This is a genomic window from Bdellovibrio sp. 22V, from assembly GCF_030169785.1.
Lineage (GTDB): Bacteria > Bdellovibrionota > Bdellovibrionia > Bdellovibrionales > Bdellovibrionaceae > Bdellovibrio.
In genome coordinates this window covers 3,129,655-3,151,396 of sequence record NZ_CP125854.1, presented here as the reverse complement: position 1 = coordinate 3,151,396, position 21,742 = coordinate 3,129,655, and the positions used below count along the sequence as shown (strand labels likewise).

The 21,742-nt window shown below is 44.2% G+C and carries 26 protein-coding genes; 16 read left to right on the top strand and 10 right to left on the bottom strand.

Annotation, left to right across the window (positions count from 1 at the left end):
• Positions 1 to 9 precede the first annotated feature (9 nt).
• The 8 genes from QJS83_RS15265 to QJS83_RS15230 all read left to right on the top strand — a co-directional run bounded on the left by QJS83_RS15265 (position 10) and on the right by QJS83_RS15230 (position 8,324).
• Entirely contained in the window at positions 10 to 1,137 is a 1,128-nt protein-coding gene (locus tag QJS83_RS15265; RefSeq protein ID WP_284606106.1) for a hypothetical protein, read from the top strand.
• Positions 1,138 to 1,252: 115 nt separating this feature from the next.
• Positions 1,253 to 2,395 (top strand): N-acetyl sugar amidotransferase, encoded by a 1,143-nt coding sequence (locus tag QJS83_RS15260; RefSeq protein WP_284606104.1) that lies wholly within the window; start codon positions 1,253 to 1,255, stop codon positions 2,393 to 2,395.
• Positions 2,392 to 3,006 (top strand): imidazole glycerol phosphate synthase subunit HisH, encoded by a 615-nt coding sequence (hisH, locus tag QJS83_RS15255; RefSeq protein ID WP_284606102.1) that lies wholly within the window; start codon positions 2,392 to 2,394, stop codon positions 3,004 to 3,006. The genes QJS83_RS15260 and hisH overlap by 4 nt, the downstream gene beginning before the upstream one ends.
• 1 nt (position 3,007) lies before the next feature.
• Positions 3,008 to 3,787 (top strand): AglZ/HisF2 family acetamidino modification protein, encoded by a 780-nt coding sequence (locus tag QJS83_RS15250; RefSeq protein ID WP_284606101.1) that lies wholly within the window; start codon positions 3,008 to 3,010, stop codon positions 3,785 to 3,787.
• A gap of 11 nt (positions 3,788 to 3,798) precedes the next feature.
• The gene (locus QJS83_RS15245) at positions 3,799 to 4,842 is read left to right on the top strand and encodes a polysaccharide biosynthesis protein (protein ID WP_350159295.1); all 1,044 of its coding nucleotides are present in this window, start codon (positions 3,799 to 3,801) and stop codon (positions 4,840 to 4,842) included.
• Between the two features lie 2 nt (positions 4,843 to 4,844).
• Positions 4,845 to 5,957 carry a UDP-2-acetamido-2,6-beta-L-arabino-hexul-4-ose reductase gene (gene wbjC, locus QJS83_RS15240; protein ID WP_284606097.1) on the top strand — a complete coding sequence of 371 codons (1,113 nt, stop codon included), beginning with the start codon at positions 4,845 to 4,847 and terminating at the stop codon, positions 5,955 to 5,957.
• A 1-nt stretch (position 5,958) separates the two neighbouring features.
• Complete coding sequence (gene wecB / locus QJS83_RS15235) at positions 5,959 to 7,089, top strand: non-hydrolyzing UDP-N-acetylglucosamine 2-epimerase (RefSeq protein WP_350158967.1); 1,131 nt, start codon at positions 5,959 to 5,961, stop codon at positions 7,087 to 7,089.
• Positions 7,074 to 8,324 carry a glycosyltransferase family 4 protein gene (locus QJS83_RS15230; protein ID WP_284606094.1) on the top strand — a complete coding sequence of 417 codons (1,251 nt, stop codon included), beginning with the start codon at positions 7,074 to 7,076 and terminating at the stop codon, positions 8,322 to 8,324. The genes wecB and QJS83_RS15230 overlap by 16 nt, the downstream gene beginning before the upstream one ends.
• Here the strand turns inward: QJS83_RS15230 and QJS83_RS15225 are convergent.
• From QJS83_RS15225 to QJS83_RS15215, 3 genes are read right to left on the bottom strand one after another with little or no spacing between them, the layout of a single operon-like run.
• The gene (locus tag QJS83_RS15225) at positions 8,317 to 9,186 is read right to left on the bottom strand and encodes an NAD-dependent epimerase/dehydratase family protein (protein ID WP_284606093.1); all 870 of its coding nucleotides are present in this window, start codon (positions 9,184 to 9,186) and stop codon (positions 8,317 to 8,319) included. The two genes, QJS83_RS15230 and QJS83_RS15225, sit on opposite strands and share 8 nt — an antisense overlap.
• Positions 9,187 to 9,192: 6 nt before the next feature.
• Positions 9,193 to 9,756, bottom strand: a complete 564-nt coding sequence (locus QJS83_RS15220; RefSeq protein WP_284606091.1) for a sugar transferase — start codon at positions 9,754 to 9,756, stop codon at positions 9,193 to 9,195.
• A 50-nt stretch (positions 9,757 to 9,806) separates the two neighbouring features.
• Positions 9,807 to 10,376 carry an acetyltransferase gene (locus QJS83_RS15215; protein ID WP_284606089.1) on the bottom strand — a complete coding sequence of 190 codons (570 nt, stop codon included), beginning with the start codon at positions 10,374 to 10,376 and terminating at the stop codon, positions 9,807 to 9,809.
• A gap of 183 nt (positions 10,377 to 10,559) precedes the next feature.
• Between QJS83_RS15215 and QJS83_RS15210 the strand changes: the two genes are divergently transcribed.
• Positions 10,560 to 12,380 carry a polysaccharide biosynthesis protein gene (locus tag QJS83_RS15210; protein ID WP_284606087.1) on the top strand — a complete coding sequence of 607 codons (1,821 nt, stop codon included), beginning with the start codon at positions 10,560 to 10,562 and terminating at the stop codon, positions 12,378 to 12,380.
• On the opposite strand, the gene QJS83_RS15205 is transcribed toward QJS83_RS15210, so the two are convergent.
• Together QJS83_RS15205 and QJS83_RS15200 are read right to left on the bottom strand one after the other, a co-directional pair.
• Positions 12,363 to 13,466: a glycosyltransferase family 4 protein gene (locus tag QJS83_RS15205; protein ID WP_284608801.1), complete on the bottom strand. Its 1,104-nt coding sequence runs from the start codon at positions 13,464 to 13,466 to the stop codon at positions 12,363 to 12,365. The two genes, QJS83_RS15210 and QJS83_RS15205, sit on opposite strands and share 18 nt — an antisense overlap.
• 75 nt (positions 13,467 to 13,541) lie before the next feature.
• Positions 13,542 to 14,009, bottom strand: coding sequence for a hypothetical protein (locus tag QJS83_RS15200; RefSeq protein ID WP_284606086.1), 468 nt, complete (start codon positions 14,007 to 14,009; stop codon positions 13,542 to 13,544).
• A 218-nt stretch (positions 14,010 to 14,227) separates the two neighbouring features.
• On the opposite strand from QJS83_RS15200, the gene QJS83_RS15195 reads away from it, so the two are divergent.
• Positions 14,228 to 14,536: a BrnT family toxin gene (locus QJS83_RS15195; protein ID WP_284606084.1), complete on the top strand. Its 309-nt coding sequence runs from the start codon at positions 14,228 to 14,230 to the stop codon at positions 14,534 to 14,536.
• On the top strand, positions 14,505 to 14,765 hold the full coding sequence (locus QJS83_RS15190; RefSeq protein ID WP_284606081.1) for a hypothetical protein: 261 nt from the start codon (positions 14,505 to 14,507) through the stop codon (positions 14,763 to 14,765). The genes QJS83_RS15195 and QJS83_RS15190 overlap by 32 nt, the downstream gene beginning before the upstream one ends.
• A gap of 15 nt (positions 14,766 to 14,780) precedes the next feature.
• On the opposite strand, the gene QJS83_RS15185 is transcribed toward QJS83_RS15190, so the two are convergent.
• On the bottom strand, positions 14,781 to 15,203 hold the full coding sequence (locus QJS83_RS15185; RefSeq protein ID WP_284606079.1) for a PPC domain-containing DNA-binding protein: 423 nt from the start codon (positions 15,201 to 15,203) through the stop codon (positions 14,781 to 14,783).
• 147 nt (positions 15,204 to 15,350) lie between these two features.
• Between QJS83_RS15185 and cysK the strand changes: the two genes are divergently transcribed.
• Positions 15,351 to 16,340 carry a cysteine synthase A gene (gene cysK, locus QJS83_RS15180; RefSeq protein ID WP_284606077.1) on the top strand — a complete coding sequence of 330 codons (990 nt, stop codon included), beginning with the start codon at positions 15,351 to 15,353 and terminating at the stop codon, positions 16,338 to 16,340.
• Complete coding sequence (locus tag QJS83_RS15175; protein ID WP_284606075.1) at positions 16,340 to 17,128, top strand: endonuclease/exonuclease/phosphatase family protein; 789 nt, start codon at positions 16,340 to 16,342, stop codon at positions 17,126 to 17,128. The genes cysK and QJS83_RS15175 overlap by 1 nt, the downstream gene beginning before the upstream one ends.
• A 55-nt stretch (positions 17,129 to 17,183) precedes the next feature.
• Here QJS83_RS15175 and QJS83_RS15170 read toward each other — a convergent pair whose 3' ends face one another.
• From QJS83_RS15170 to QJS83_RS15155, 4 genes are all read right to left on the bottom strand, one after another.
• Positions 17,184 to 18,413: a collagen-like domain-containing protein gene (locus tag QJS83_RS15170; RefSeq protein ID WP_284606073.1), complete on the bottom strand. Its 1,230-nt coding sequence runs from the start codon at positions 18,411 to 18,413 to the stop codon at positions 17,184 to 17,186.
• Between the two features lie 231 nt (positions 18,414 to 18,644).
• Positions 18,645 to 19,151 (bottom strand): C40 family peptidase, encoded by a 507-nt coding sequence (locus tag QJS83_RS15165; protein WP_284606072.1) that lies wholly within the window; start codon positions 19,149 to 19,151, stop codon positions 18,645 to 18,647.
• Between the two features lie 69 nt (positions 19,152 to 19,220).
• Positions 19,221 to 19,751: a hypothetical protein gene (locus QJS83_RS15160; protein WP_284606069.1), complete on the bottom strand. Its 531-nt coding sequence runs from the start codon at positions 19,749 to 19,751 to the stop codon at positions 19,221 to 19,223.
• Between the two features lie 9 nt (positions 19,752 to 19,760).
• The gene (locus tag QJS83_RS15155; RefSeq protein WP_284606067.1) at positions 19,761 to 20,294 is read right to left on the bottom strand and encodes an RNA polymerase sigma factor; all 534 of its coding nucleotides are present in this window, start codon (positions 20,292 to 20,294) and stop codon (positions 19,761 to 19,763) included.
• Between the two features lie 68 nt (positions 20,295 to 20,362).
• Between QJS83_RS15155 and QJS83_RS15150 the strand changes: the two genes are divergently transcribed.
• From QJS83_RS15150 to QJS83_RS15140, 3 genes are read left to right on the top strand one after another with little or no spacing between them, the layout of a single operon-like run.
• On the top strand, positions 20,363 to 20,995 hold the full coding sequence (locus QJS83_RS15150; protein ID WP_284606066.1) for a hypothetical protein: 633 nt from the start codon (positions 20,363 to 20,365) through the stop codon (positions 20,993 to 20,995).
• Between the two features lie 10 nt (positions 20,996 to 21,005).
• Complete coding sequence (locus QJS83_RS15145) at positions 21,006 to 21,275, top strand: heavy-metal-associated domain-containing protein (protein ID WP_284606065.1); 270 nt, start codon at positions 21,006 to 21,008, stop codon at positions 21,273 to 21,275.
• Positions 21,253 to 21,630, top strand: a complete 378-nt coding sequence (locus tag QJS83_RS15140; RefSeq protein WP_284606063.1) for a hypothetical protein — start codon at positions 21,253 to 21,255, stop codon at positions 21,628 to 21,630. Before QJS83_RS15145 ends, QJS83_RS15140 begins: the two co-directional genes overlap by 23 nt.
• Positions 21,631 to 21,742 lie beyond the last annotated feature (112 nt).

Genomic DNA, 21,742 nt, shown 5'->3' with positions numbered 1-21,742 from the left:
GATTTCGATATGAGTGCAGATAAAGCCATAAGGACAAATCTAATTCTACTTGGGATCATTTATTTAGTATTTACATTTGTAGCGTTTGCATCTCAGAATTTTCTCGTAATGTTTTCGTGGGGAGGTATCAGTACATTATTTATTTTCTTATATTTAAAGAAATCTGAGCTAATCCTTCTTCGAGAAGAGCGAACGGTTGTTACTTTTGTAACTTCCATATTATTAGCATGTCTTCTTGTTTTGCCTTTTTCCGTACAGAGAAGTCTTACCAATTTAGCTTATTTTATTTATATTCTTTTAATTTTTTTTGTTTCCCACTTCCTTTCAAAAAATACCAACTATTTTTACGTTTGTTTCAGGGGCTCGTTGTTTCTTATTCAGATGGGACTTATTTCTATAATCATTTTGCATCCGGCATCTGATCCGTTAAGTTCTTTGGTGGGAGGTTCCAGTGCAAATGGTATTACCTCATATCTAATAATTTTGCAGGCGTGCTATAATGCTTTACATTTTCATTATAAAAGAACTCTCCCTTCTTGGGCACAAAACTTTCTCACGCTGTTCATTTGCTATGTAGGATTTGGGCGTGGTTCTATCCTTGCGTCCTTGATGTTGCTTTCTATAAACTTCTTTTATGGGTTGGCCTTTGATAAAGCAAAAAGATGGGTGTACTTGGCGGTCGTAATTTTTGGATCGTTCCTAATTGTAAAGAGATTTGACTCTATTTTAGCATTAATTATGAATACAAACTTAGCGAGAGGATTCTATGATCAACCGCGTATTGAAATGTGGATTGATTATTATAGGCGCTTAACTCCTATGGACCTGATTCTTGGAGGTGATTTTAAAGGCTCTATCATCGGTGATTTTTATTCGGGAAATCCACATAATTCTTTTATTAGAGCTCATGGCAAGTTCGGTATAGTTTATGTAATTTTATTGCTTGCAAGCCCTTTTGTGGTTTTTTTGAAGAATAAAGTTAATAGAAACAGTCTTTATTTGTTAATAACTCTGCTTGTTATATTCTTCCGCGCCATGACAGAGCCTGTCCTTTTCCCCACCCTTATTGACTTATTTTATTTTGCGACCCTGTATGCGATCGTAAGAATCAATTATAGAAATTCAGAACAAGCATAGCTATAGCAATTTGCGTTATGGGGTCCGAAGTAGCTGATTTCTATATATTTATGTTAGATATTTATATTTTAACGATGCGTATTGAACTTTCTAATTAAATTAATTTGGAGATCCAGTGTCTTCGAGCGAGTACAAAATTTGTAGTAATTGTATTATGGATACTAGCGATCCAAATATTACTTTTGATGAGGCCGGTCTCTGCGATTACTGTCGAAATTTCAGCGAAAGTATAAAACCTAGTTGGCATTCCGATATTCGAGGTGAGGCGAAGTTAGAGCGACTCACGGAAAAAATTAAAAAGGACGGAAAAGGACGTGAATTCGATTGTATCATCGGTTTGAGCGGTGGGCTCGACAGTTCATACGCAGCATACATTGCGAAGGAAAAAATGGGCCTCCGTCCACTTTTATTTCACGTCGATGCAGGATGGAATACAGACCAGGCCGTAGGAAATGTTGAAAAGCTTGTCGATGGTTTGGGGCTCGATCTTTATACGGAAGTTATCAATTGGGAAGAAATGAAGGATCTGCAAACAGCGTTTCTAAAGGCGCAAGTTCCTGATCAAGATATTCCCCAAGATACAGCATTTTTTTCGGCTCTATATAAATTCGCGAAGAAGCACAAAATTAAATATGTTTTGACGGGTGGGAATTACTCCACTGAATGTTGTCGAGAACCCGAAGAATGGGGAGCTTATCCAGGTATTGATAAGACCTTAATTAAAGACATCCACTCCAAGTTCGGGAAAAGACCATTGAAGACTTTCCCTATTGTAGACATTTTGTCGTACAAAATTTTCTATCGATATGTATTAGGAATGGAAGTCGTACGTCCTCTCAATTTGGTTCCCTACATTAAGCGTGAAGCTGAGGAAACTTTAGAGAAGCGTTTCGGTTGGAAAAAGTTCCAGCACAAGCACCATGAATCTCGTTTCACGCGTTTTTATGAAGATTACTGGATGCCGCGAAAGTTTGGTTACGAGAAACGTCGCGCGCATTTTTCAAGTCTTATCATGACAGGTCAGATGACGAGAGATGAGGCACTTGAGCGGATCTCTAAACCTGAAATGAATGAAGAGTTTTTGAAAACAGAATTTGAATACGTCGCGAATAAACTTGATATGAGTGTCGCAGAACTTCAAACAATCTTTGAAGGTAAGAATAAGACATGCTTGGACTATAAAAATAAAAGATTCCTTATTGGAATTGGCTCTCGAGCAATGACAGCGATGGGGCTTGAGAAAAGGCTATTTAGATGATTACCATCATCGACTACGGTTTGGGTAACATTCAGGCATTCGTGAACGTATATAAGCGCCTTCACATCCCTGTGAAGGTGGCAAAAACAGCGGACGAATTGATTGGCGCGACTAAACTTATCCTGCCGGGAGTAGGCGCCTTCGATCATGCGATGGAAAGATTTAGCGCTTCCGGTATGCGCGAAGTGGTCACAAATCTTGTGCAAAAAGATCGTGTTCCTGTGCTCGGTATTTGCGTAGGCATGCAAATGCTTGCAGATAGCAGTGAAGAAGGCGTCTTGCCAGGTCTTCAGTGGATACCTGGAAAAGTACGATGGTTTAAGTCGAATCCTGATCTTGCTGAGTTGCCGATGCCTCATATGGGCTGGAATGACGTTGAGCCTGTGACAGGTTGTCCCTTATTCAAGGGAATCGAAAAAGAAGCACGGTTTTATTTTCTTCACTCATACTATTTTGAATGCAGTCAAAATCAGAATATTGCAGCTACGGCGTCTTACGGCTTAAATTTTAGCTGCGTTGTCTCTGAAGGTCATGTGTATGGTGTTCAGTTTCACCCAGAGAAAAGTCACCACTTTGGTGTCACACTCCTAAAGAATTTTGCGGAGTTGTAAAATGTTACGACCTCGAGTTATTCCTTGTTTGTTAATTCAAGATGGTGGCCTCGTTAAGACAGTTCGATTTAAAGATCCGAAATATGTCGGGGATCCCATCAACGCCGTGAAAATTTTCAACGAAAAAGAAGCGGATGAATTGGTTGTTCTTGATATAGATGCAACTGCCAAAGGACTAGAACCGAACTATAAGCAAATCGCGTTTTTAGCTGCGGAGTGCAGAATGCCCCTTTGTTACGGAGGCGGAATCACGACGGCTGCCCAAGCAAAAAAAATTATTTCTCTTGGTGTAGAAAAAGTGGCGATCAGCGCTGCAGCTATTGAAAATCCTGATTTAATCACTCAAATCGCGGATGAGATCGGAAAACAAAGCGTAGTGGTAGTGCTTGACGTTAAACAGCGTCTTCTTGGCAAGACCTATGATGTGTGGACTCATAACGGCACGAAAAACACGAAGAAAAATGCCTTAGAGTTCGCTATCGAAGCTGAAAAAAAAGGCGCAGGCGAAATAGTCATTAACTCAATAGAGGATGACGGACGCATGAAGGGCTACGACGTGGAGCTAGCTCAGAAGCTCCGTCAAAGTGTTAAAATTCCTATTACCGTCATGGGTGGGGCCGGTTCTTTAGCAGATATGGGAAAGGTAATTTCCGCTTGTGGCGTAGTTGGGGTCGCAGCAGGAAGTCTTTTTGTTTTTAAGGGACCCTATCGAGCTGTTCTAATTAATTATCCAAGTTCCCAGCAAAAGGACGACCTCATTCGGTCGTCTTTATCAAAGTAACGGATAGGAGAATTTTAGTGTTATTCAATGGCAAGACACTCTTAATTACGGGCGGAACTGGTTCATTCGGAAATGCTGTTTTGTCGCGCTTCCTAGAAACGGATATCGGCGAAATACGAATTTTTAGTCGTGACGAAAAAAAACAAGACGATCTTCGTAAGAAATATAAATCTAATAAATTAAAATTTTATATTGGCGACGTGCGTGACTTCAATAGTATCGCAAGTGCTTGTCGAGGCGTTGACTTTATTTTCCACGCCGCTGCCTTGAAGCAAGTTCCCTCTTGCGAATTCCACCCCATGGAAGCAGTTAAAACGAACGTCAACGGGACTGAAAATGTTCTTGAAGCGGCGATTCAAGCGGGAGTCAAAAAAGTTGTCTGTTTGAGTACAGACAAAGCTGTCTATCCGATCAATGCCATGGGAATTTCAAAAGCCATGATGGAAAAAGTTATGGTCGCGAAGTCGCGTGGTTTAAAAGATGAAAACATTGTTATTTCTGGCACTCGTTACGGAAACGTGATGGCGTCCAGAGGGTCGGTGATTCCTCTTTTCGTAGAACAGATCAAAGCTGGAAAGCCGATAACTATCACGGATCCTCATATGACGCGTTTTATGATGTCGTTGGCGGATGCGGTTGATCTTGTCTTGTATGCTTTTGAGCACGCAAAAAACGGTGATATTTTCGTGCAAAAAGCGCCGGCAGCTACCGTGGATGTTTTAGCGAAAGCATTGCGTGAACTTCTCGGTGTTCCTCAGCATCCGATCAGCATCATGGGTACTCGTCACGGAGAGAAGCTTTACGAAACACTTTTGAGCCGAGAAGAAATGGCCTCCGCTCAGGATCTGGGCGATTACTATCGCGTACCACCAGATTTACGTGATCTCAATTATGGAAAGTTTGTTGATCAAGGTGAAGTGGCAATTTCCCAATCTGAGGATTATAACTCTCACAATACGGAAAGACTTGATGTTGCGGGCATGAAAGAGCTTTTGTTGAAGTTGGACTTTATTCGTGCCATTCGTGAAGGTCGCGCCGCAAATCCTGAGGAATAGTTATGAAAGTGTTGGTGACGGGCTCCCAGGGATTTCTTGGCAAAAACCTTATCGTGAGACTGCGAGAGTTAAAGAAATTCGACATCCTCGAGTTTCATCGTGGTGTAGCCGAGAGTGAGTTGGCAACGCTTGTTCATAATGCAGATTTCATTTTTCATTTAGCCGGTGTGAATCGACCTCTTGATGTTAAAGAGTTCTCTGAAGGCAATGCGACGCTAACACAAAAGATCTGTGACTTGGTTGCTCACTCAGGCAATAAAACACCCATCGTCTACACATCCTCAATTCAGGCGGAAAAGAATAACGACTACGGCGTTAGTAAAAAACAAGCTGAGGATTTTTTATTTGCTTTGCAAAAGCAAGCTCCGGTTTATATCTACAGACTTCCGAATATTTTCGGCAAGTGGAGCAAGCCTAATTACAACTCGGCGGTCGCGACATTTTGCTACAATATTGCTAATGACCTACCGATCACAATTCACGATGAACAAGCCGTAGTGAACCTGGTTTATGTCGATGATGTCGTGTCAGAATTCATTTCGGTTCTTGAGGATTCTTTTTCTGAAAATCCTCCACCGCAAGGTTACCGTCAGGTGGCGCCCGTGTTTACGGTAAAGGTGGGAGAGTTGGCGGAAAGAATCAGAGCTTTCAAGAGCAGCCGCCACACGCTCGTTACCGAGCATGTCGGAGTCGGACTTGATAGAGCTTTGCATGCCACCTACCTGAGCTTTCTAAAGCCTGAGCAGTTTTCCTATAGTGTTCCGCGGTACGCCGATCAACGGGGTGTGTTTGTTGAGATGCTGAAAACCAAAGAGTCAGGTCAGTTCTCTTTCTTTACTGCGGGGCCAGGCATCACAAGAGGTGGGCATTATCACCACACTAAAACGGAAAAGTTTTTGATCTTAAGAGGCAAAGGTCGCTATCGCTTTCGTCATATTGTGACAAAAGAATTTTACGAACTTGATGTCGATGCATCCGAGTCGAAAATTGTAGAAACGATTCCAGGGTGGTCGCACGACATTACAAATATCGGTTCTGACGAGCTTGTCGTGATGTTATGGGCGAACGAGATCTTTGATAGGCAAAAACCCGATACCATCGGGCATGAGGTTTAGAGTGAAGAAAATGAAAGTAATGACAGTATTAGGCACAAGACCGGAGATCATTCGCTTGTCCCGCGTCTTGGCGAAGCTTGATGAATTTTGTGATCACACTCTTGTCCATACCGGCCAAAATTACGACTACGAGCTGAATGAAATCTTCTTCCAAGACTTGGGCGTTCGTAAGCCTGATCATTTTTTAAATGCTGTCGGCGAATCCGCGACCGACACGATTGGGAACATCATAAAGCTTGTAGATAAGGTGATGGACCAAGTTCAACCGGAAGCTTTACTGGTTCTTGGTGATACGAATAGCTGTCTAAGTGTTATCGCTGCAAAAAGAAGAAAGATTCCAATCTTTCATATGGAGGCGGGTAACAGATGCTTTGATCAGCGCGTTCCGGAAGAAACTAACAGACGAATTGTAGACCATACGGCTGATATCAACCTTACTTACAGCACCATTGCCAGGGAATACCTTCTAAGAGAGGGTTTGCCTCCAGACCGTGTGATTAAAACGGGCAGTCCGATGTTTGAGGTGTTGAATCACTATCAAAGCAAGATTGCATCGTCAGATGTTTTACAGCGTCTGGGCTTAACAAAAGGACAGTATTTTTTAGTTAGCGCGCATCGTGAAGAGAACATCGAATCTGACGTGAATTTCGATAAGCTCGTCAAAGCGCTAAACTCCGTGGCCGAGCATTTCAACCTCCCTGTGGTTGTATCTACTCACCCTCGAACACAAAATCGCATTAATAAAAGAGGAAGTGTTTTTCACGCGAATGTTCGCTTAATGAAGCCATTAGGGTTTTCTGATTACAACAATTTGCAACTGAACGCTCGAGCGGTTCTTTCTGATAGCGGAACAATCACCGAAGAGTCTTCAGTTTTGAATTTCCCGGCTTTAAATATTCGTGAAGCCCATGAAAGACCCGAGGGATTTGAAGAAGCTGCGGTTATGATGGTGGGACTTGAGACGGAACGAGTGCTTCAAGCATTGGAGGTGTTGAGCAAACAGCCTTCCGGCGCAGAAAGATTGTTGCGATTGGTAGGTGACTACTCAATGCCGAATGTTTCGGACAAAGTGGTCAGAATTATTCTTAGTTATACAGACTATGTTAATCGTGTTGTTTGGCGCAAAAGCTAGTTCCAGGTTTTAAGATGAAGGTTTTAGTTGTTAGTCAGTATTTTATGCCGGAAACCTTCATTATCAACGAGCTCGTTGAGGAGATGGAGAAGTTGGGTCATGAAGTTGCCGTTCTCACGGGAAAACCTAACTATCCGGATGGCGCCATCTTTAAAGGTTATCAAGTTTCCGGTGTTCAAACTGAAAAGTTCGGGAAAGATATAGATATCTATCGTGTCCCTCTTCGTCCCCGTGGACGTGGAGGAGCGAAAAATCTTGCTCTTAATTATTTGTCCTTTGCTTTCTTTGCATCGGTTCTTGGTCCTTGGATTCTGAGAAAACGAAAATTCGATGTTATTTTTGTATTCGCACCATCTCCGATTACAGCAACAATTCCTGCAATTGTGCTTAAGTTTTTTAAAAGGTCTACTCTGGCTTTATGGGTGTTGGATCTGTGGCCTGAAAGCCTCGTCGTCACGAAATTTGTAAAAAACCGCATCATTCTAAAAGCAGTTGAAGTGATGGTTCGGATTATCTACCGATGTTGTGATCTGATCTTGGCGCAGTCAGAGCGTTTTATTGCGCCTATTAAAAGTCTCGCAGGCGGAACTGAAGTCCTTTATTATCCTAATTCATTTAAGAGAGTTGCAAATCGCGAAATGTTGGCGCTTCCGGATGAAGCGGAGAAAGTTCTTCGTGAGAACTTCTGTGTCGTGTTTGCCGGAAACATCGGCAAGGCTCAGTCTGTGGAGACTATTGTCGATGCAGCAAAATATTTAAAAGATATCAAAGATCTCAAACTTGTCCTGGTGGGGAGCGGAAGTATGCTTTCCTGGGTGCAAGATATGAAGAAAGAGCACCGTCTCGATAATCTAGAATGTTTGGGACGTTTCGATATTAGTTACATTCCAACGATCTACGCTAAATCCAAAGTGCTCATGCTGACTCTAAACTCGGACGAAATATTGCAATACACCTTGCCATGGAAAACGCAGTCGTACATGGCCGCAGGAAAGCCCATCGTTGGCGCCATCGACGGTGAAGGTGCGCGGATTATTCTCGAATCTCAATGTGGTCTTGTAGGGCCTGCCGAGGACGGAAAGACGCTGGCAGAGAATATACGTCAAATGCATGCGATGGCTCCGGAGAAGCTACAGGCGATGGGAACTTCTGGATTTAACTATTTTGAAAAAAATTTCGAAATGGTTGCGCAAGTCAAAAGACTCTTGGGCATTTTTTCAGAGAGAGCTAAGTAACAAGCTCTCTCAGTCCTTCTCTTGTTGAATACTTCGCCGTGTATCCTAACTTCTTATTGCTAGCGCTACTGTCCATGGCAAGTGAACCGAAAAGCCGTAGAGAGAGTTTTTTTGAGGCTTTGAAAATCAGAGTTAATAAAAAGCTGGGGACGGAAAAAAGAACGACTTTTCTATCCATGGCTCCTGCAATCTCCTTAACGAGCGTGCTGATCGAAACGGCCTCAGCATCCTGTGGTAGAAGTATTCCAGGTGCCTTCTTTTCGACAGTCAAAGCGATGAAGTGACAGAGATTCCCGACGAAAACGATACTTCTTCTATTCTTCGTATAGTCCAAAGGCAGAAGAGGGCAGAGTTTAATAAGTTTTGCCAAGCTTACGATATTGCCTTTGGCACCTTTGCCGTAGACCATCGGAGGACGAATAATCGACACCGTGAAGTCATTGGATTGCACCGTTAACAGGAATTCCTCCGCCGCTAATTTGCTTCGTCCATAAGGATCATGCGGGTGACAGACGGTCTCTTCAGTAAGCCGTGTTTGATGATCTGTGAGGCTTCCAGAGTCGCCATAAACGTGCGCTGTGCTAATAAAGATAAAATGTTTTACGCCTTCTTGTTTTGCTTTTTCTGCAAGAGCTTTTGTCAATTCATAGTTGACCTTAAAGTACTCTTGCTCGGGAGCGCCTTGCATTTGATGAACCAAGGCTGCACAGTGAACCAGACTGTCACATCCTGCAAAGGAAGTCGACTCTAAGGCAACTTTGCGAAGATCCAAACAAGTGATGTCGAAATCATTCCCATGACGTTTTAAAAAATTACTTCCAACAAAACCTGTGGCTCCCGTAAGGAGAACTTTTTTCTTCATGACATCCTAGTGGCTAACGCCATCACGTTTTAGAACTTTTAGAACTGTAAGAAAAAGAATTTTTATATCGAGACCAATAGAGCAGTGTTCAAGATAATACTTGTCGAACTCCACCTTCACAGGAATAGGCAGTTCGTCTCGCCCGTTAACTTGCGCCCAGCCAGTAATTCCAGGCTTGAGTTTTTGAACCCCATATTGAGTGCGAAGATCGCGTAAATCGTCTTGATTAAAGAGTGCCGGGCGTGGCCCGACAAAACTCATATCACCTTTGAGGACCGAGAGTAGCTGCGGAAGTTCATCCAAACTTGTTTTGCGGATGAATCCGCCGATGGGCGTGAGGTACTGGCTCGGATCCGTCAGAAGGTGGGTAGCCACTTGCGGAGTGTTCACGCGCATGGATCTAAACTTAGGCATCAGAAAAATTTCGTTGTTCTGACCGATGCGTTTGGACCAGTGAAGCGCGGGGCCTTTGGATGTCAGCCTTACGGCAATGAAAACGAGAATTAGAGGGATGCCTAAAAATAAAAAGGCAATAAAACATAAAAGTAGATCGAGAATACGTTTGCTCATAAGTCGTTTAAAAACCTACATTCATTTTTTTCAATTGACTAGAAAATGCGCTATTGCGCTGTCACAACGTCATTTGCAGGCGTTGTTGCTGATGCTACGGCCATCTTTTCCAGAATGCAGCCGGGCCCGATCAAAACTTCTGCGCTAATCTGCGCTCCTCCACAAGCGATGGCGCCCTGACTAAGATGTGAGAAATCTCCGATTGAGGAGTCATGATCAAGAATCGCTGCCGTATTGACAATAACTCCGCGGCCGACTTTGGCATCAGGACCTACAAAAGATTTTGCAGCTATGAGAGTGCCAGAGCCTATCTGCGCAGAGGCGGAAACCTCTGCTGTAGGATGCTTGAGCCAAGGCAAATTGTAGTCATTTTTTTCAAGACTTTCGTGCCACAATTTTCGGATGTTATTCTGTCCTATGGCCACAAATGCGAAGCGTACGGCAGGGAAGTGGAATTTCAGGCTTTCTAGAGATGTAAACACCGGCTTTCCGAGAAAAAGGTCGGCTTTAGGTTGCTCGTCGAGATATGCGACAATCTCCCACTCTGAAGACATGTTAACGATTTCTGTAACGACTTTAGAATGACCGCCAGCTCCGACGACAAGAATCTGTTTTTTCATAATACTTCCTTGGGAAGACAGACTACTGGCTCATTGGAGTCTGCGTCAATACGGGGCTCTCCCTTGGGCGCGACTTGTTGCTGAACCTCTTTCGTTATGTCATTATGGTGCGCTAGGCAAATAAAGGGTTTTTAAATGTTTGTTCGAATCGCTGGACTCCCAAGAAGAACTAAAATTTTAATCATGCTTTTTTGTGATGTTTTGCTTCTTCCCTTGGCATTGTATTCTGCGATTGCATTGAGATTCGGCACTTTTTATCCTGAAGTTTCATCTTACTATTGGCTTTTCATCGTTCTTCCGTTTCTGACTGTTCCAATTTTTATTCGTGTCGGACTTTATCGTGCTGTTATTCGTTATATGGACGATAAAATTATCGCGACCGTTTTCTACGGAGTCACGCTATCGGTATTTATGCTGACAGCGGCTGTGGTCATGGGACGCGTGGAAGGTATTCCGCGCTCTTCGATTGTCATATACTGGATCATCGCCATCGCCTACATCGCTTCGAGCCGTTTTATGGCAAGAGGAGTATTAAGAACTTTGGAGAGTAGATCCGATCGACGTCAGAAGGTCGCTATCTATGGTGCGGGACGTTCAGGATTGCAAACGGCATTGGCTTTGTTATCGAGTCCAGAGTTTGTGCCCGTAGCTTTCTTTGATGATAATAAAGAACTACAAGGCACGAACGTGGCGGGAATCCGCGTTTACGATCCTAAAGATGCATTGCAGGTTATGGCCGAACGTGAATGCCATCAGCTTCTCATTGCGATGCCATCGGCTACGCGGTCTCGTCGTCGCGAAGTCATTCAAAAGTTTGAAGGCAAAGACATTGTTCTTAAAACCCTTCCTGGTATGGGTGAGCTTGTTGATGGGCGAGTGCGTATTGAGGACATCCGTGAAGTCGGAGTCGAGGATCTTCTGGGGCGCGATCCAGTTCCGCCTTATCAAGACTTAATTGCGAGTTGCATACTCAACAAAATGGTTCTGGTGACTGGGGCTGGGGGATCCATCGGAGCAGAGTTATGTCGTCAAATAGCGCAAAACTCGCCCGAAGCGCTCATTCTTTTTGAGCGAAGTGAATATGCTCTCTATAAGATTGAACAAGACCTAAAAAGACATCATCCATGTCTAAAAGTTTACCCCATTCTCGGCGACGTACTAAATCGTGAACACGTTCTGAATGTAATTCGTACGTACAAGATCGGTACTGTATATCACGCGGCCGCCTACAAGCATGTGCCCCTTGTTGAAGCCAATGTTATTGCTGGATTAAAAAACAATGTTTTCGGTACTTGGAGTTGTGTTTCCGCTAGTATTGAAGCCGGAGTCGAAAACTTTGTTTTAATTTCGACGGATAAAGCTGTGCGACCTACAAACGTCATGGGGGCGACAAAAAGACTGGCTGAGCTTGTCTTGCAAGCCATCTCAACGGCAGGCTCGGGAAAAACGCGTGTGACGATGGTTCGTTTCGGAAACGTTTTGGGATCTTCTGGCTCGGTAGTCCCTTTGTTTAGGGAACAAATCCGGGCAGGAGGCCCTGTAACGGTGACCCATCCGGATGTCACTCGCTATTTTATGACTATCCCAGAGGCGGCACAGCTTGTTTTGCAAGCAGGGGCGATGGGAACGGGGGGAGACGTATTTGTCTTAGATATGGGGGAACCCGTTAAAATCGTAGACCTCGCTAAAAAGATGATTGAGTTGAGCGGTTTGGAAGTGCGTGATCCAAAAACAGGCTCCGGTGATATTTCTATTGAGTTTGTTGGATTAAGACCTGGTGAAAAGCTTTATGAAGAGCTTCTTATCGGAGAAAATGTGGAGCGGACTCACCATCCGCGAATTCGCAGAGCCGTTGAAAACATGATCGAGGAGCACATATTGTTCCCAAAACTAGAGGAGCTGAAGCGCTCTTGCGAGGTTGGGGACTCGGTTCATGTCAGAAATATCTTAAGAGATTTGGTTAAAGAATACCAACCGGCGCAAGATTTAGAAGAGCGCGTTTAGTTTTTTTAACACTATATGATTGGAATACGTTTTTAACGCTTGTTCGTAACCGGTCTTTGCAAGCTTGTTTCTTATAACTGTATCCGTGCTCAAGGTGTAAAGAGCTTTTGCGAGACCTCGGCTGTCTCTAGGTTTAAAAAGAAGGCCTGTATTTTCGTGTTTAACTATGTCGATAACGCCGCCAGCGTCAGTAGCGACAATGGCACTTCCACTTGCCATCGCTTCAATAATCACGCGCCCAAAGGTCTCCGCATCTGACGCCATCACAACGACATCCAAAGAGGCCATGATATCTGGAACATCTTCACGATGGCCCGTGAAGATTACATTCTTTTCAAGACTCAACTCTTTAGTAAATGCTTCAAGATTTTTTAAAATGCCGGGTTCATTTAAAGTCTCCGCTCCTACAAGAATGATTTTAAAATCAAAAACTTCATGGTCTTTTTTCAAAAGCGCCGCCGCTTCAATAAGAAGCTTTTGCCCCTTCGCTTTATCTAATCTCCCAACGAGTCCAATCAAACAGCATTTTCCCGAAGGATCGAACTCATGACGGATTTTTTCACTGCGCTTGTTCGGAGAGAATTTCTCTGTGTCTACAGAATTAGGAATAACCACGATTTTTTCTGGGTCGATGGCGATATGTTCCCGCAGATTTTGTGCATGGGATGGCGTGAGTGCAATCAGTTTGTTCAGTAAACGATAGAGCCAGCGATGATAGAAGTCTCTTTTGGAGACTCCAACAAACGTATGAGAAAAACCAATTACACGGGGAGAATGGAAGCCCCACATTGCTAAACGTAGCAAAAACAAGTCTCCAAGATGCTGAACCAAAATGCTTTCAATCTTTTCTTCGATGATCAAAGAGCGCAATTTCTGAACGTTGGCCCATGAGGATTTGCGGCGCGAAGAAGTTTCGATGACAGGAAGACCATTTTTTAAAAGGCGTTGCGCCAGAGGTGAATTTGCCGGTGCGAAAGTAACACAACGGTACTCCGAAGAGTTCAATTTCTCCGCAGTCTCAAAGGCGACCATTTCCAGGCCGCCCCATGAAGATGAAAGGCAGATTTGCAGAATTTTTTTCGGCATGAGAACAACTTTCTGTGCTCTCATTGTTAAACTTTTAGCAAAGCATGGCTACATCTTTTTAAGAAGGCCCCCGAACTAAAAGCGCACGCGAACGCCGATACCTAAATCCAAATCGACATCGGTTTCCGGCGTGAGATCCAATGCGACGGAAATTTCACCAAAAAGCTCGATATCAGGATTATTAAAGTTGTAAAGCAAGCCTAGAGGCGCACGCGGTCCGATCGCAACTTCGCCGTCATGTTTGCCGCCGTCGAATGTGATCAAGCGAACACCAAGGCCGTAATACATCTCAAGAGGTCCGCCACCTTCAACGTTAAATGAGCGTGCCCGGTCCCAAAGATAGGTCGCATGCAAGTGCAAATCCTCATCCTTACCCAATGAAAAAGCCACAGCTCCTTCCAGCGAGTGAGCATTATCTAGACCCATTCTCCCAGAAACCCCGGTAGGGTCACCAAGAACAACGCCCAGTGCATTCGTTGCGTGAGCGTGTTCGATTCCAAGAAGAGACAATAGAAGCAGAAATATAAAGAATACCTTCATCATGAAGTGGTCCTCCGCTGACAAATATTATCGCGAAGTCGCCGAGATGTTACCAGCGAACTTCGTGAGGTGTTTCAAGGGTGGAAGCACTGTCAAAAACCTTGGCAAGAATATGCGAAATTCCACATTTCTGCGGACATATATATTCTCAGCGAAATGACGAACTTTTGCTCTATCCTTAAAAAATCTATGTAAAAAAGTATGTATAAAAGTATGGTTATATGCTAAAAACAATAGTAATAAGAGGATCTTTTGAATGGGATCTCGAAAAAGAAGAAGTTAATGTGCGTAAGCACGGTGTTGATTTTTCGTTAGCAAGATTCGTATTCAGGGATCCCAATAGAATATTTATTTTTGATGAACTCCACAGCCAATACGAGTCTAGATACTTTTGTATAGGCAAAGTCGGAGAAGACATTTTGACGGTGCGATTTAAAGTCATCCATAAAAGAATTAGAATATATGGTGCTGGTCGCTGGAGAAAATGGAAGAGATTTTATGAAAAAGAAATCAGCAAAAAGAAGATCTAAGTATTCATCAGAACAATTCGAGGCGCCAATTGGCAAAGTCGAAAAAATGGAAGATTTTTTGCCACCTCCAGAGGTTCTCTTTGCCACAGACGATAAAGTGAAAATCACAATCGAGATCGAAGGAACCACGCTTGATTTCTTTCGAACTCAGGCAGAAAAAACTGGAAATAAATATCAGCGCCTTATGCGAGAAGTATTGAAACAATACGCAAAGAAGTATAGCGCTTAATTTTTCGGCGAAAAACTATCGCTGCTTAACGATCAGCTCCTTATACCCCGTATGTCCGTCCATCTCGCGCGTGAAAGACAGGTCTACGTTTTCAAGTAACACAATCTCCGCGGTCGTGTAGATTTCACATCCATCCATCAAGTGCCCGCCAATCACATCGCCTTCAAAGTTCGACAAAGAAACATGCAAATGAATTCCTTCAGCGCTCAAGGTTCCATTGAGCGAGATGATTTCAAAGGGCCCCTGAAACTCCACGACGTCTTTGCCACCACTCAAGCGAATGTGTGCCTTCGTGAGGCTCCCGACACTGGAAATTACGCAGGCCGCATGCAGATGATGCATTTGGCAATAATAGAGAAGCTCTTTTTTGAGGTCTTGGCCGGGTCTCAAACGGAAACAGTGAGTAGTGACAGAGCTAGTATAAGGTTGGGTCGACATCACGGGCTCCTTTATAAACACAAATAGAACGCAAATTTATTCAACTTAAACTTTTATCGCCGCGCCTCAGGGAGTATCATTAAACAAGGGCCATTTTTACTGTCAAAAGCCCGGCTAAACTGTATGTAACCGACGAGCAGGCAACATATGAAAATATATTCTGATATCACAAAGACAATTGGTCAAACCCCCTTGGTGGAAATGCAAAGGATCGGCAAGAATTTGCCAGGAAAACTTCTTTTGAAGTTGGAATTTTTTAATCCTCTTGGTTCTGTGAAAGACCGCATCGGCCTTGCGATGGTGGAAGACGCAGAGCTTACTGGAAAATTGAAGCCAGGAATGCAGATCATCGAACCCACAAGCGGCAACACCGGCATTGCTTTAGCTTTCGTCGCGGCGGCCAAAGGTTATCCTTTAACTCTCGTGATGCCAGAGACGATGTCAGCAGAACGCAGAACGCTGTTGCTTCTTTTGGGAGCGAAAATTATTTTGACTCCGGGGCCTCTTGGAATGAAAGGGGCCATTGCGAAGGCGATGGAGTTGATCGATAAAACAGGCAACGCTTGGATGCCGGCGCAATTCGATAATAAAGCAAATCCCGAGATTCACAAAGAAACCACTGCTCTTGAAATCTGGAGAGACACTGACGGTAAAGTCGACATGGTGATCAGTGGCGTAGGAACTTCTGGGACAATCACCGGTGTTGGCCAGGTTTTGAAAGCGAAAAATCCGAAGATCAAAATGATCGCAGTCGAGCCTACAGAAAGCCCTGTGCTTTCGGGCGGCAAACCCGGCCCGCATAAAATTCAAGGACTCGGCGCGGGCTTTGTGCCTTCGGTGATGGATCGCTCCGTCGTTGATGGCGTGGAGCAAGTTTCTTCCGAAGAATCCATGAAGGTGGCGCGCGAAGTGATCAAGACAGAAGGAATTCCCGTGGGAATTTCGTCGGGTGCTGCGATTGCCGCAGGTCTTCGTCAGGCATCGCGCGAAGAAAATCGCGGAAAAAACATTGTTGTTATTATTCCAAGTTATACAGAACGCTATCTTTCAACTTTGCTTGCAGAGCAAGAGCGACAAGAAGCGCAAGCTTTGCAAGTTGCAACCGTTGATGAGGCGTACTTGAATCGAGTGAAGTAATGGTTCCTTACGTCATTCCTGCGAAGGAAAAAGTTTTGATGAAGATCGGAGAAGTGGAGTCTTTACCACTTATCACTCCGCCTTCGGAATTTGATATCTTCGTGTGGAATGTCTACAAAGGGCAAAAAGCTCACATCTTTGAAAATGATTTCCGCAAGCTCGGGGAGGGGAAAGATTTTATTCTCCTTCAAGAGGCGATTATTGATCAGCGCATGCCTAGGATTTGGAAAGAAAGTTTTTCTTCTTATGAGTGGCATTTAGCGCAGAGTTTTCACTATAAAAAAGACCTGCGCAGCACGGGTGTGGCTATAGGTTCTAAGTTGCATCCTCAAGCGGTGGATTTTATCCGCGCCAAAACAAGAGAACTCTTCTGGCTCACGCCCAAGCTGACGCTTTTTAACGAGTATGATTTCGGCGGCACGAAAGCTTTATTCGTCTGCACACACGTTCTCAATTTTGTGACCTTAGGTGCCTTTACAGATTCTCTCTATGAAATCGCAGAGAAAATGTCCGAGTTCAGAGGCCCCATCGTGTTGGCTGGGGATTTTAATACTTGGAATTTCAAGCGCTATATGATTATGAAGAGTATTTTCCGCGATCTCAATCTCGAGCACTTGGATCTCGAAGACGACGGTCGTTTGCTAAAACTCGATCACGTCTTCGTGCGCGGCTTCGACGTCGTCAAAGCCCGCGTACATCACACCATCGTAAGCTCTGACCATTTCCCTCTAGAAATCCGCCTCAAACTCAAAGACCCCACAGCAACTCCAAACCCCATCCTCGGATAGGCGGTAGGTACTAGGCCCTGTCTCTGTTACAACATGCCAATTGTTGAGCGACTGATTATATGTCGCGCGTTTCTACTTTGAATGGCCCCGTCGTGATAGTGCCGTCGTTGCCGGGTTTTCCATCGGCGCCATCGACGCCAGGATTTCCAGCACGGCCATTAGCTCCATCTTTCGCGATGGGACAACCGCTGCCAGGATGAGCTCCAGCTTTACCGCCGCGTCCGCCCAGGGTGCCGGGGCTGCCTTTTCCGCCTTTACCGGGTAAGCCACGATATTTCCCAATCTCGAGAGTAAAGTTATCTGATTTATTGACGAAGACAGCGAGATTGCCCGTATTGCCACCGTTAGAACCGGCTTCACCATCAATACCATCATAACCAGGTTTGCCATCTTCTCCATTCGTGGGAGCTTTGCTGCAAATGTAAGTGATATCGTTGCAAGGGCGGTCCATGCGTGAAGCCGTGCATGGTCTTGTCATCTCACGAGTTTCGCCGGCCTGTCCGTTGGCTCCGTTGAGTTTGCTGAGATCGAAGATTTTTTCTTTCGCAAGCTCGGTGCCGTCTCTTCCGTTAATGCCGTTAACTCCTACGAGAGCGACTCGGAGAGTTCCGTAAGCTTCTTCAGCTTGAATAGCGATGGAAGAACCCGAAAGCTCTTCGTTAGCCTTTGCTATTCGCCCCGGAATAAATGTCACGATTTGTGCTGTTTTTGTGAAAGCTTCCCCGGCCTTTGGAATCTCAGAAATAAAGATTTTATTAGCTTTGAAGCTTAAGAGATGGCCTTCAGTTCGGATTTGCCCATTGGTTTGAAAATAGGCACGGTTTACATTAATTGCTTTTGATTCAGTCATTACGATTAAATCATTTAATACTAAATCATCCGGGCTTTTTGTTTCTATTTCTAACGTTGAAATTGGAGATCCAAATTGATCAAAGGAGCGAAGCTTTAGATTGGACACGGAATCGTCGTTTACCACTTCTTCATATCGAGACGTTTGATTCACGATGACTTCAAGGCGGCTGTTAACTTGAATGCTCACCTTGCGAATATTCTCCGGCCATTGAACAATCATTTTATACGAGCCAGGATTCGGCATTTCTTCGTAGGAAACTTTCACGTTCTCCTTCGTAAGTAAGCCCTCAACAGCCTGCTTCGTCTGCTCTTGCTCAATAGTCTCGATCAAATTGGGTTTTACTTCCGGCGCAGGAGCTTCATCGTCCTTTTTAAAAGAACAAGCATTCAGAACCACTGAAATCGAAAGAACAGCAATGGTAAGAAGACGCATGATAAACCTCGTAAAGATTAGAGGTTTATACCGCAAATGCCGTGGGTAGTTCCACTGTCAGGATTTTAGACAGGAAGTATTTGCAGGACTGTTACGGACTAGGACAGAGGGGCAAAAAAATGCCCTTCGGGAGAGGTTAAAAGCTCATTGTCTTATGCTTATGGATCTTACATAGAAATACGGCCAGTCCGTGACAATTGAAGATCAAGGGCTTGTTAACGCTCTACCTTGTTATTGAATTTGTTGCTGCGCCCACTTATACAATCCATCCGGCGACAGCCCCGGAGTGCCCTCGAGCGGCCAGTAGTTCTTGGGCCATACTTGCTTGTTGAAGCGCATGGGATGAGTTGGGATATTTAATAACTTGGCGATGAGCTCCGTGCAGTAAAGAGCGTCGTCAGTCCATGAATACCAAAAATCAAAAGGCAGGCCCATGTAAGGCTTTACTTGCGAAAGGCGCACGGTTTGCGGGATTTCAATAACCTCCGCGATCACGCCGCGATCTTGCAGATCTTCCCATGTGACAATGGCAACACCTTCGCCGGGGTAAGCGTTGAGCCACTTGTCGCCGATATCATCGAATTGAATGGCCGTGTGAGCAAAACGTCCACCGGGTTCATACTGAACAAGACGACCATGACGATCGTAAAGTTCAAGAAAAGCGATGCGAGTTGTTGCACTGGCAAGCGAAGCTGAAAAAAGCAGAAGAGAAGAAAGAAAAAAGCCCACGAATTTCATGGGCTTTAAGTACGTTTATTTTAAGATGATGGCAAGAAACACCGCCGATACCGCAGCGGCTCTTATAATTTATTTAGAGCGGATGCGAGCCCGCCACAACGAGGGCGATTTAATCAAGGTTACAAGCTCTCCGCCGACGGCCGCACCAAAGAGCCATAAAAGCCCGGTTTCAAAATTGACCTCATGACTCACTAAAGAAAGACCGCCCAAAGACACCAAAGCTAAACTTGAAATGCTCAATACTTTAGAGCGCGCAATCATCAACCATTCGTCAGGACGCAAAGTCATACGAGCGATAAGGAAAGAAATAGAGAAATAAAGGGCACCGCAGAAAGCATAACAAAAAGAAGGACTGATCTTCATGAAGAGATGCATCAATCCGCCGCCGTCAAAAAACAACTGCACGCCAAATTGCGAACAGCTCATCAGAGTCACAAAAGAGCCCGCAAGATGTGCAAGGCCTAACTTACTAGCAACTCTCCAGGGTGAAGGGAGTTCCTTTTTGAGTTGCGAATGAATCTTCGACAGCACAAAAGAAGAGCCGCTTTCTGTAGCAGTGTCATTAGCAAAAGACTCAAAATCTTTTTTTATGTCTTTCATGAACTCCTCCTAGCTCTTTTTTCCAAGTCCCCGCAGTAAACGAAGGCTGCGGCTGACGATCTGTCGAATATTGCTTTCTGATTCTTTCAAAATTTCCGCGATCTCGTTGTATTCAAGTTCATCGAGATAGCGCAGTTTCATAACTTCTTGCTCGCGAGGTTTCAGTTCCTTCAACAAGGCTGAAGCTTCCTCTTTCGCTTCATTAATAGGATGCGACGGCTCCGTTTGTGACAAAGAGTCATCCCATTCCGAGAAATCTTTTATTTCGCGGTTTTTATAATCTTTAAGTTCGCTCCGGGTAATGACGTAAATCCAGGCTAAGGCCGAATGGCGAGGATCGTAGAGGTGTTTTTTGCGATGGAGCTGTAAGAATACAATCTGCAAAAGGTCCTCGGCTCTTTCACGCGAAAGACCTCTTTTAAGAGAATAACTTAGGATTCTGGCGGAATGTCTTAAATAGAGATCATCGAGAGCTTTAAAATCACCCCCGGCCAACTTCAAAAGAAGTTCTTCATCACTAAGAGTTTGAAAATTTATTTTCACTACTTTGTCACAATTCCGTCCTTCACATCCTAATAGAAAATAGAAAAATGAAAAGTGGAAAATAAATCATGAGAAAAATGTATTTAGCGATTCTTGCCTTGATTTTTTTAAGTGCCGAGTTTTCTTTCGCGCATCCTGTGTCTTTTCAAGGCGCGACCTCTTTGATGTCTTATAATAAAGAAAATGAAAACGAACTTATGCTGACGTATTCAGTAAAAAACTATCTCGCGGCGGGTTTGACTTATTATAAAGTCGAAGATGTCGAATACACGGTTCCGCGTTTGAATTTTCTGGCGAAGCGCTGGAATAATGAAGATTCTCAGGGAAATATTTATCTTAGTGCCGGATATGGTTCTGAAAGATCTTTCGAGGAAAGAAACGGTGTGACCCTAGTTTCAGCGGATGTAGATTGGGAGTCGCGCAAGTACTACACGTCATTTCAGTACAACAAATATTTCCGTCAAGACACGGAAGCCGCAAACCGCACGGATTTTGAGATGATGAAAGCGCGTGTCGGGGTGGCTCCGTATCTTGCCGAATACAACGAACTCAATGCCTGGTTCATTGTGCAGTTTGAAAAATCCAATGATAAAGCCATTGAGACAACGCAATTCATTCGTTTGTTTTACAAAAACGTTCTTGTTGAATTCGGCGCCACTATCGGCGGCGGCTGGGCATTCAACTACATGGTGCATTTCTAAGGGAGATTTTATGAAAAAGATTATTCTTGCTATTACATTTTTGGCCTCTGCCGCTTTTGCAGGTGAAGTGGAAACAGTGGGTGTTAAGGGCATGGTGTGTTCGTTCTGTGCTCAAGGAATTACAAAAAAATTTAAAGAGCAACCGGAAGTCGCGGAAGTGCAAGTCAGTCTTGAGCAAAAATTCGTAAAGCTGACTTACAAAGACGGTCAGAAGCTTTCTCACGACAAGATCGCGACTCTTTTGAAAGAAGCGGGTTATGAAGCCTCTTTCGGCAAATAAGTTTTTCACGTTTCTAACTCTTTTTAGTTCCGCAGGCACACTCGTTTGCTGTGCTCTTCCTGCACTCTTGGTGAGCATCGGCGCGGGAGCCGTGCTTGCCGGACTGGCGGGGAATGTTCCTGGTCTTATCTGGGTTTCTGAAAACAAACTCGCCGTCTTTATATTTGCGGGAGCAATGCTCGCAATGAATGGATTCTGGATGTGGAAGATGCGCAACGCTCCGTGTCCCATCGATCCCAAACAGAGAGATGCCTGTTTAACAGGCAGAAAGTTCTCGCGCCGAGTTTATTTTCTCTCTGTATTCATTTTCTTAGTCGGATTTTTCTTCGCCTTCCTAGCTCCGACACTTCTTTAATGCGCCGCACTTCAGTTAAAAACCGGTGTACCTGTAGATTGACTAATTGCAATGAAATCAGGTACCCCTAAGTCTTCGTAATTTAAACGAGAAATCAAACATGGAGTGCAAC

Coding starts and splice junctions, on each gene's coding strand:
- QJS83_RS15265 (WP_284606106.1), top strand. CDS start 10: ATGAGTGCAGATAAAGCCATAAGGACAAATCTAATTCTACTTGGGATC.
- hisH (WP_284606102.1), top strand. CDS start 2,392: ATGATTACCATCATCGACTACGGTTTGGGTAACATTCAGGCATTCGTG.
- QJS83_RS15250 (WP_284606101.1), top strand. CDS start 3,008: ATGTTACGACCTCGAGTTATTCCTTGTTTGTTAATTCAAGATGGTGGC.
- wbjC (WP_284606097.1), top strand. CDS start 4,845: ATGAAAGTGTTGGTGACGGGCTCCCAGGGATTTCTTGGCAAAAACCTT.
- QJS83_RS15225 (WP_284606093.1), bottom strand. CDS start 9,186: ATGAAGAAAAAAGTTCTCCTTACGGGAGCCACAGGTTTTGTTGGAAGT.
- QJS83_RS15220 (WP_284606091.1), bottom strand. CDS start 9,756: ATGAGCAAACGTATTCTCGATCTACTTTTATGTTTTATTGCCTTTTTA.
- QJS83_RS15215 (WP_284606089.1), bottom strand. CDS start 10,376: ATGAAAAAACAGATTCTTGTCGTCGGAGCTGGCGGTCATTCTAAAGTC.
- QJS83_RS15210 (WP_284606087.1), top strand. CDS start 10,560: ATGCTTTTTTGTGATGTTTTGCTTCTTCCCTTGGCATTGTATTCTGCG.
- QJS83_RS15205 (WP_284608801.1), bottom strand. CDS start 13,466: ATGCCGAAAAAAATTCTGCAAATCTGCCTTTCATCTTCATGGGGCGGC.
- QJS83_RS15200 (WP_284606086.1), bottom strand. CDS start 14,009: ATGATGAAGGTATTCTTTATATTTCTGCTTCTATTGTCTCTTCTTGGA.
- QJS83_RS15195 (WP_284606084.1), top strand. CDS start 14,228: ATGCTAAAAACAATAGTAATAAGAGGATCTTTTGAATGGGATCTCGAA.
- QJS83_RS15190 (WP_284606081.1), top strand. CDS start 14,505: ATGAAAAAGAAATCAGCAAAAAGAAGATCTAAGTATTCATCAGAACAA.
- QJS83_RS15185 (WP_284606079.1), bottom strand. CDS start 15,203: ATGTCGACCCAACCTTATACTAGCTCTGTCACTACTCACTGTTTCCGT.
- cysK (WP_284606077.1), top strand. CDS start 15,351: ATGAAAATATATTCTGATATCACAAAGACAATTGGTCAAACCCCCTTG.
- QJS83_RS15175 (WP_284606075.1), top strand. CDS start 16,340: ATGGTTCCTTACGTCATTCCTGCGAAGGAAAAAGTTTTGATGAAGATC.
- QJS83_RS15170 (WP_284606073.1), bottom strand. CDS start 18,413: ATGCGTCTTCTTACCATTGCTGTTCTTTCGATTTCAGTGGTTCTGAAT.
- QJS83_RS15165 (WP_284606072.1), bottom strand. CDS start 19,151: ATGAAATTCGTGGGCTTTTTTCTTTCTTCTCTTCTGCTTTTTTCAGCT.
- QJS83_RS15160 (WP_284606069.1), bottom strand. CDS start 19,751: ATGAAAGACATAAAAAAAGATTTTGAGTCTTTTGCTAATGACACTGCT.
- QJS83_RS15150 (WP_284606066.1), top strand. CDS start 20,363: ATGAGAAAAATGTATTTAGCGATTCTTGCCTTGATTTTTTTAAGTGCC.
- QJS83_RS15145 (WP_284606065.1), top strand. CDS start 21,006: ATGAAAAAGATTATTCTTGCTATTACATTTTTGGCCTCTGCCGCTTTT.
- QJS83_RS15140 (WP_284606063.1), top strand. CDS start 21,253: ATGAAGCCTCTTTCGGCAAATAAGTTTTTCACGTTTCTAACTCTTTTT.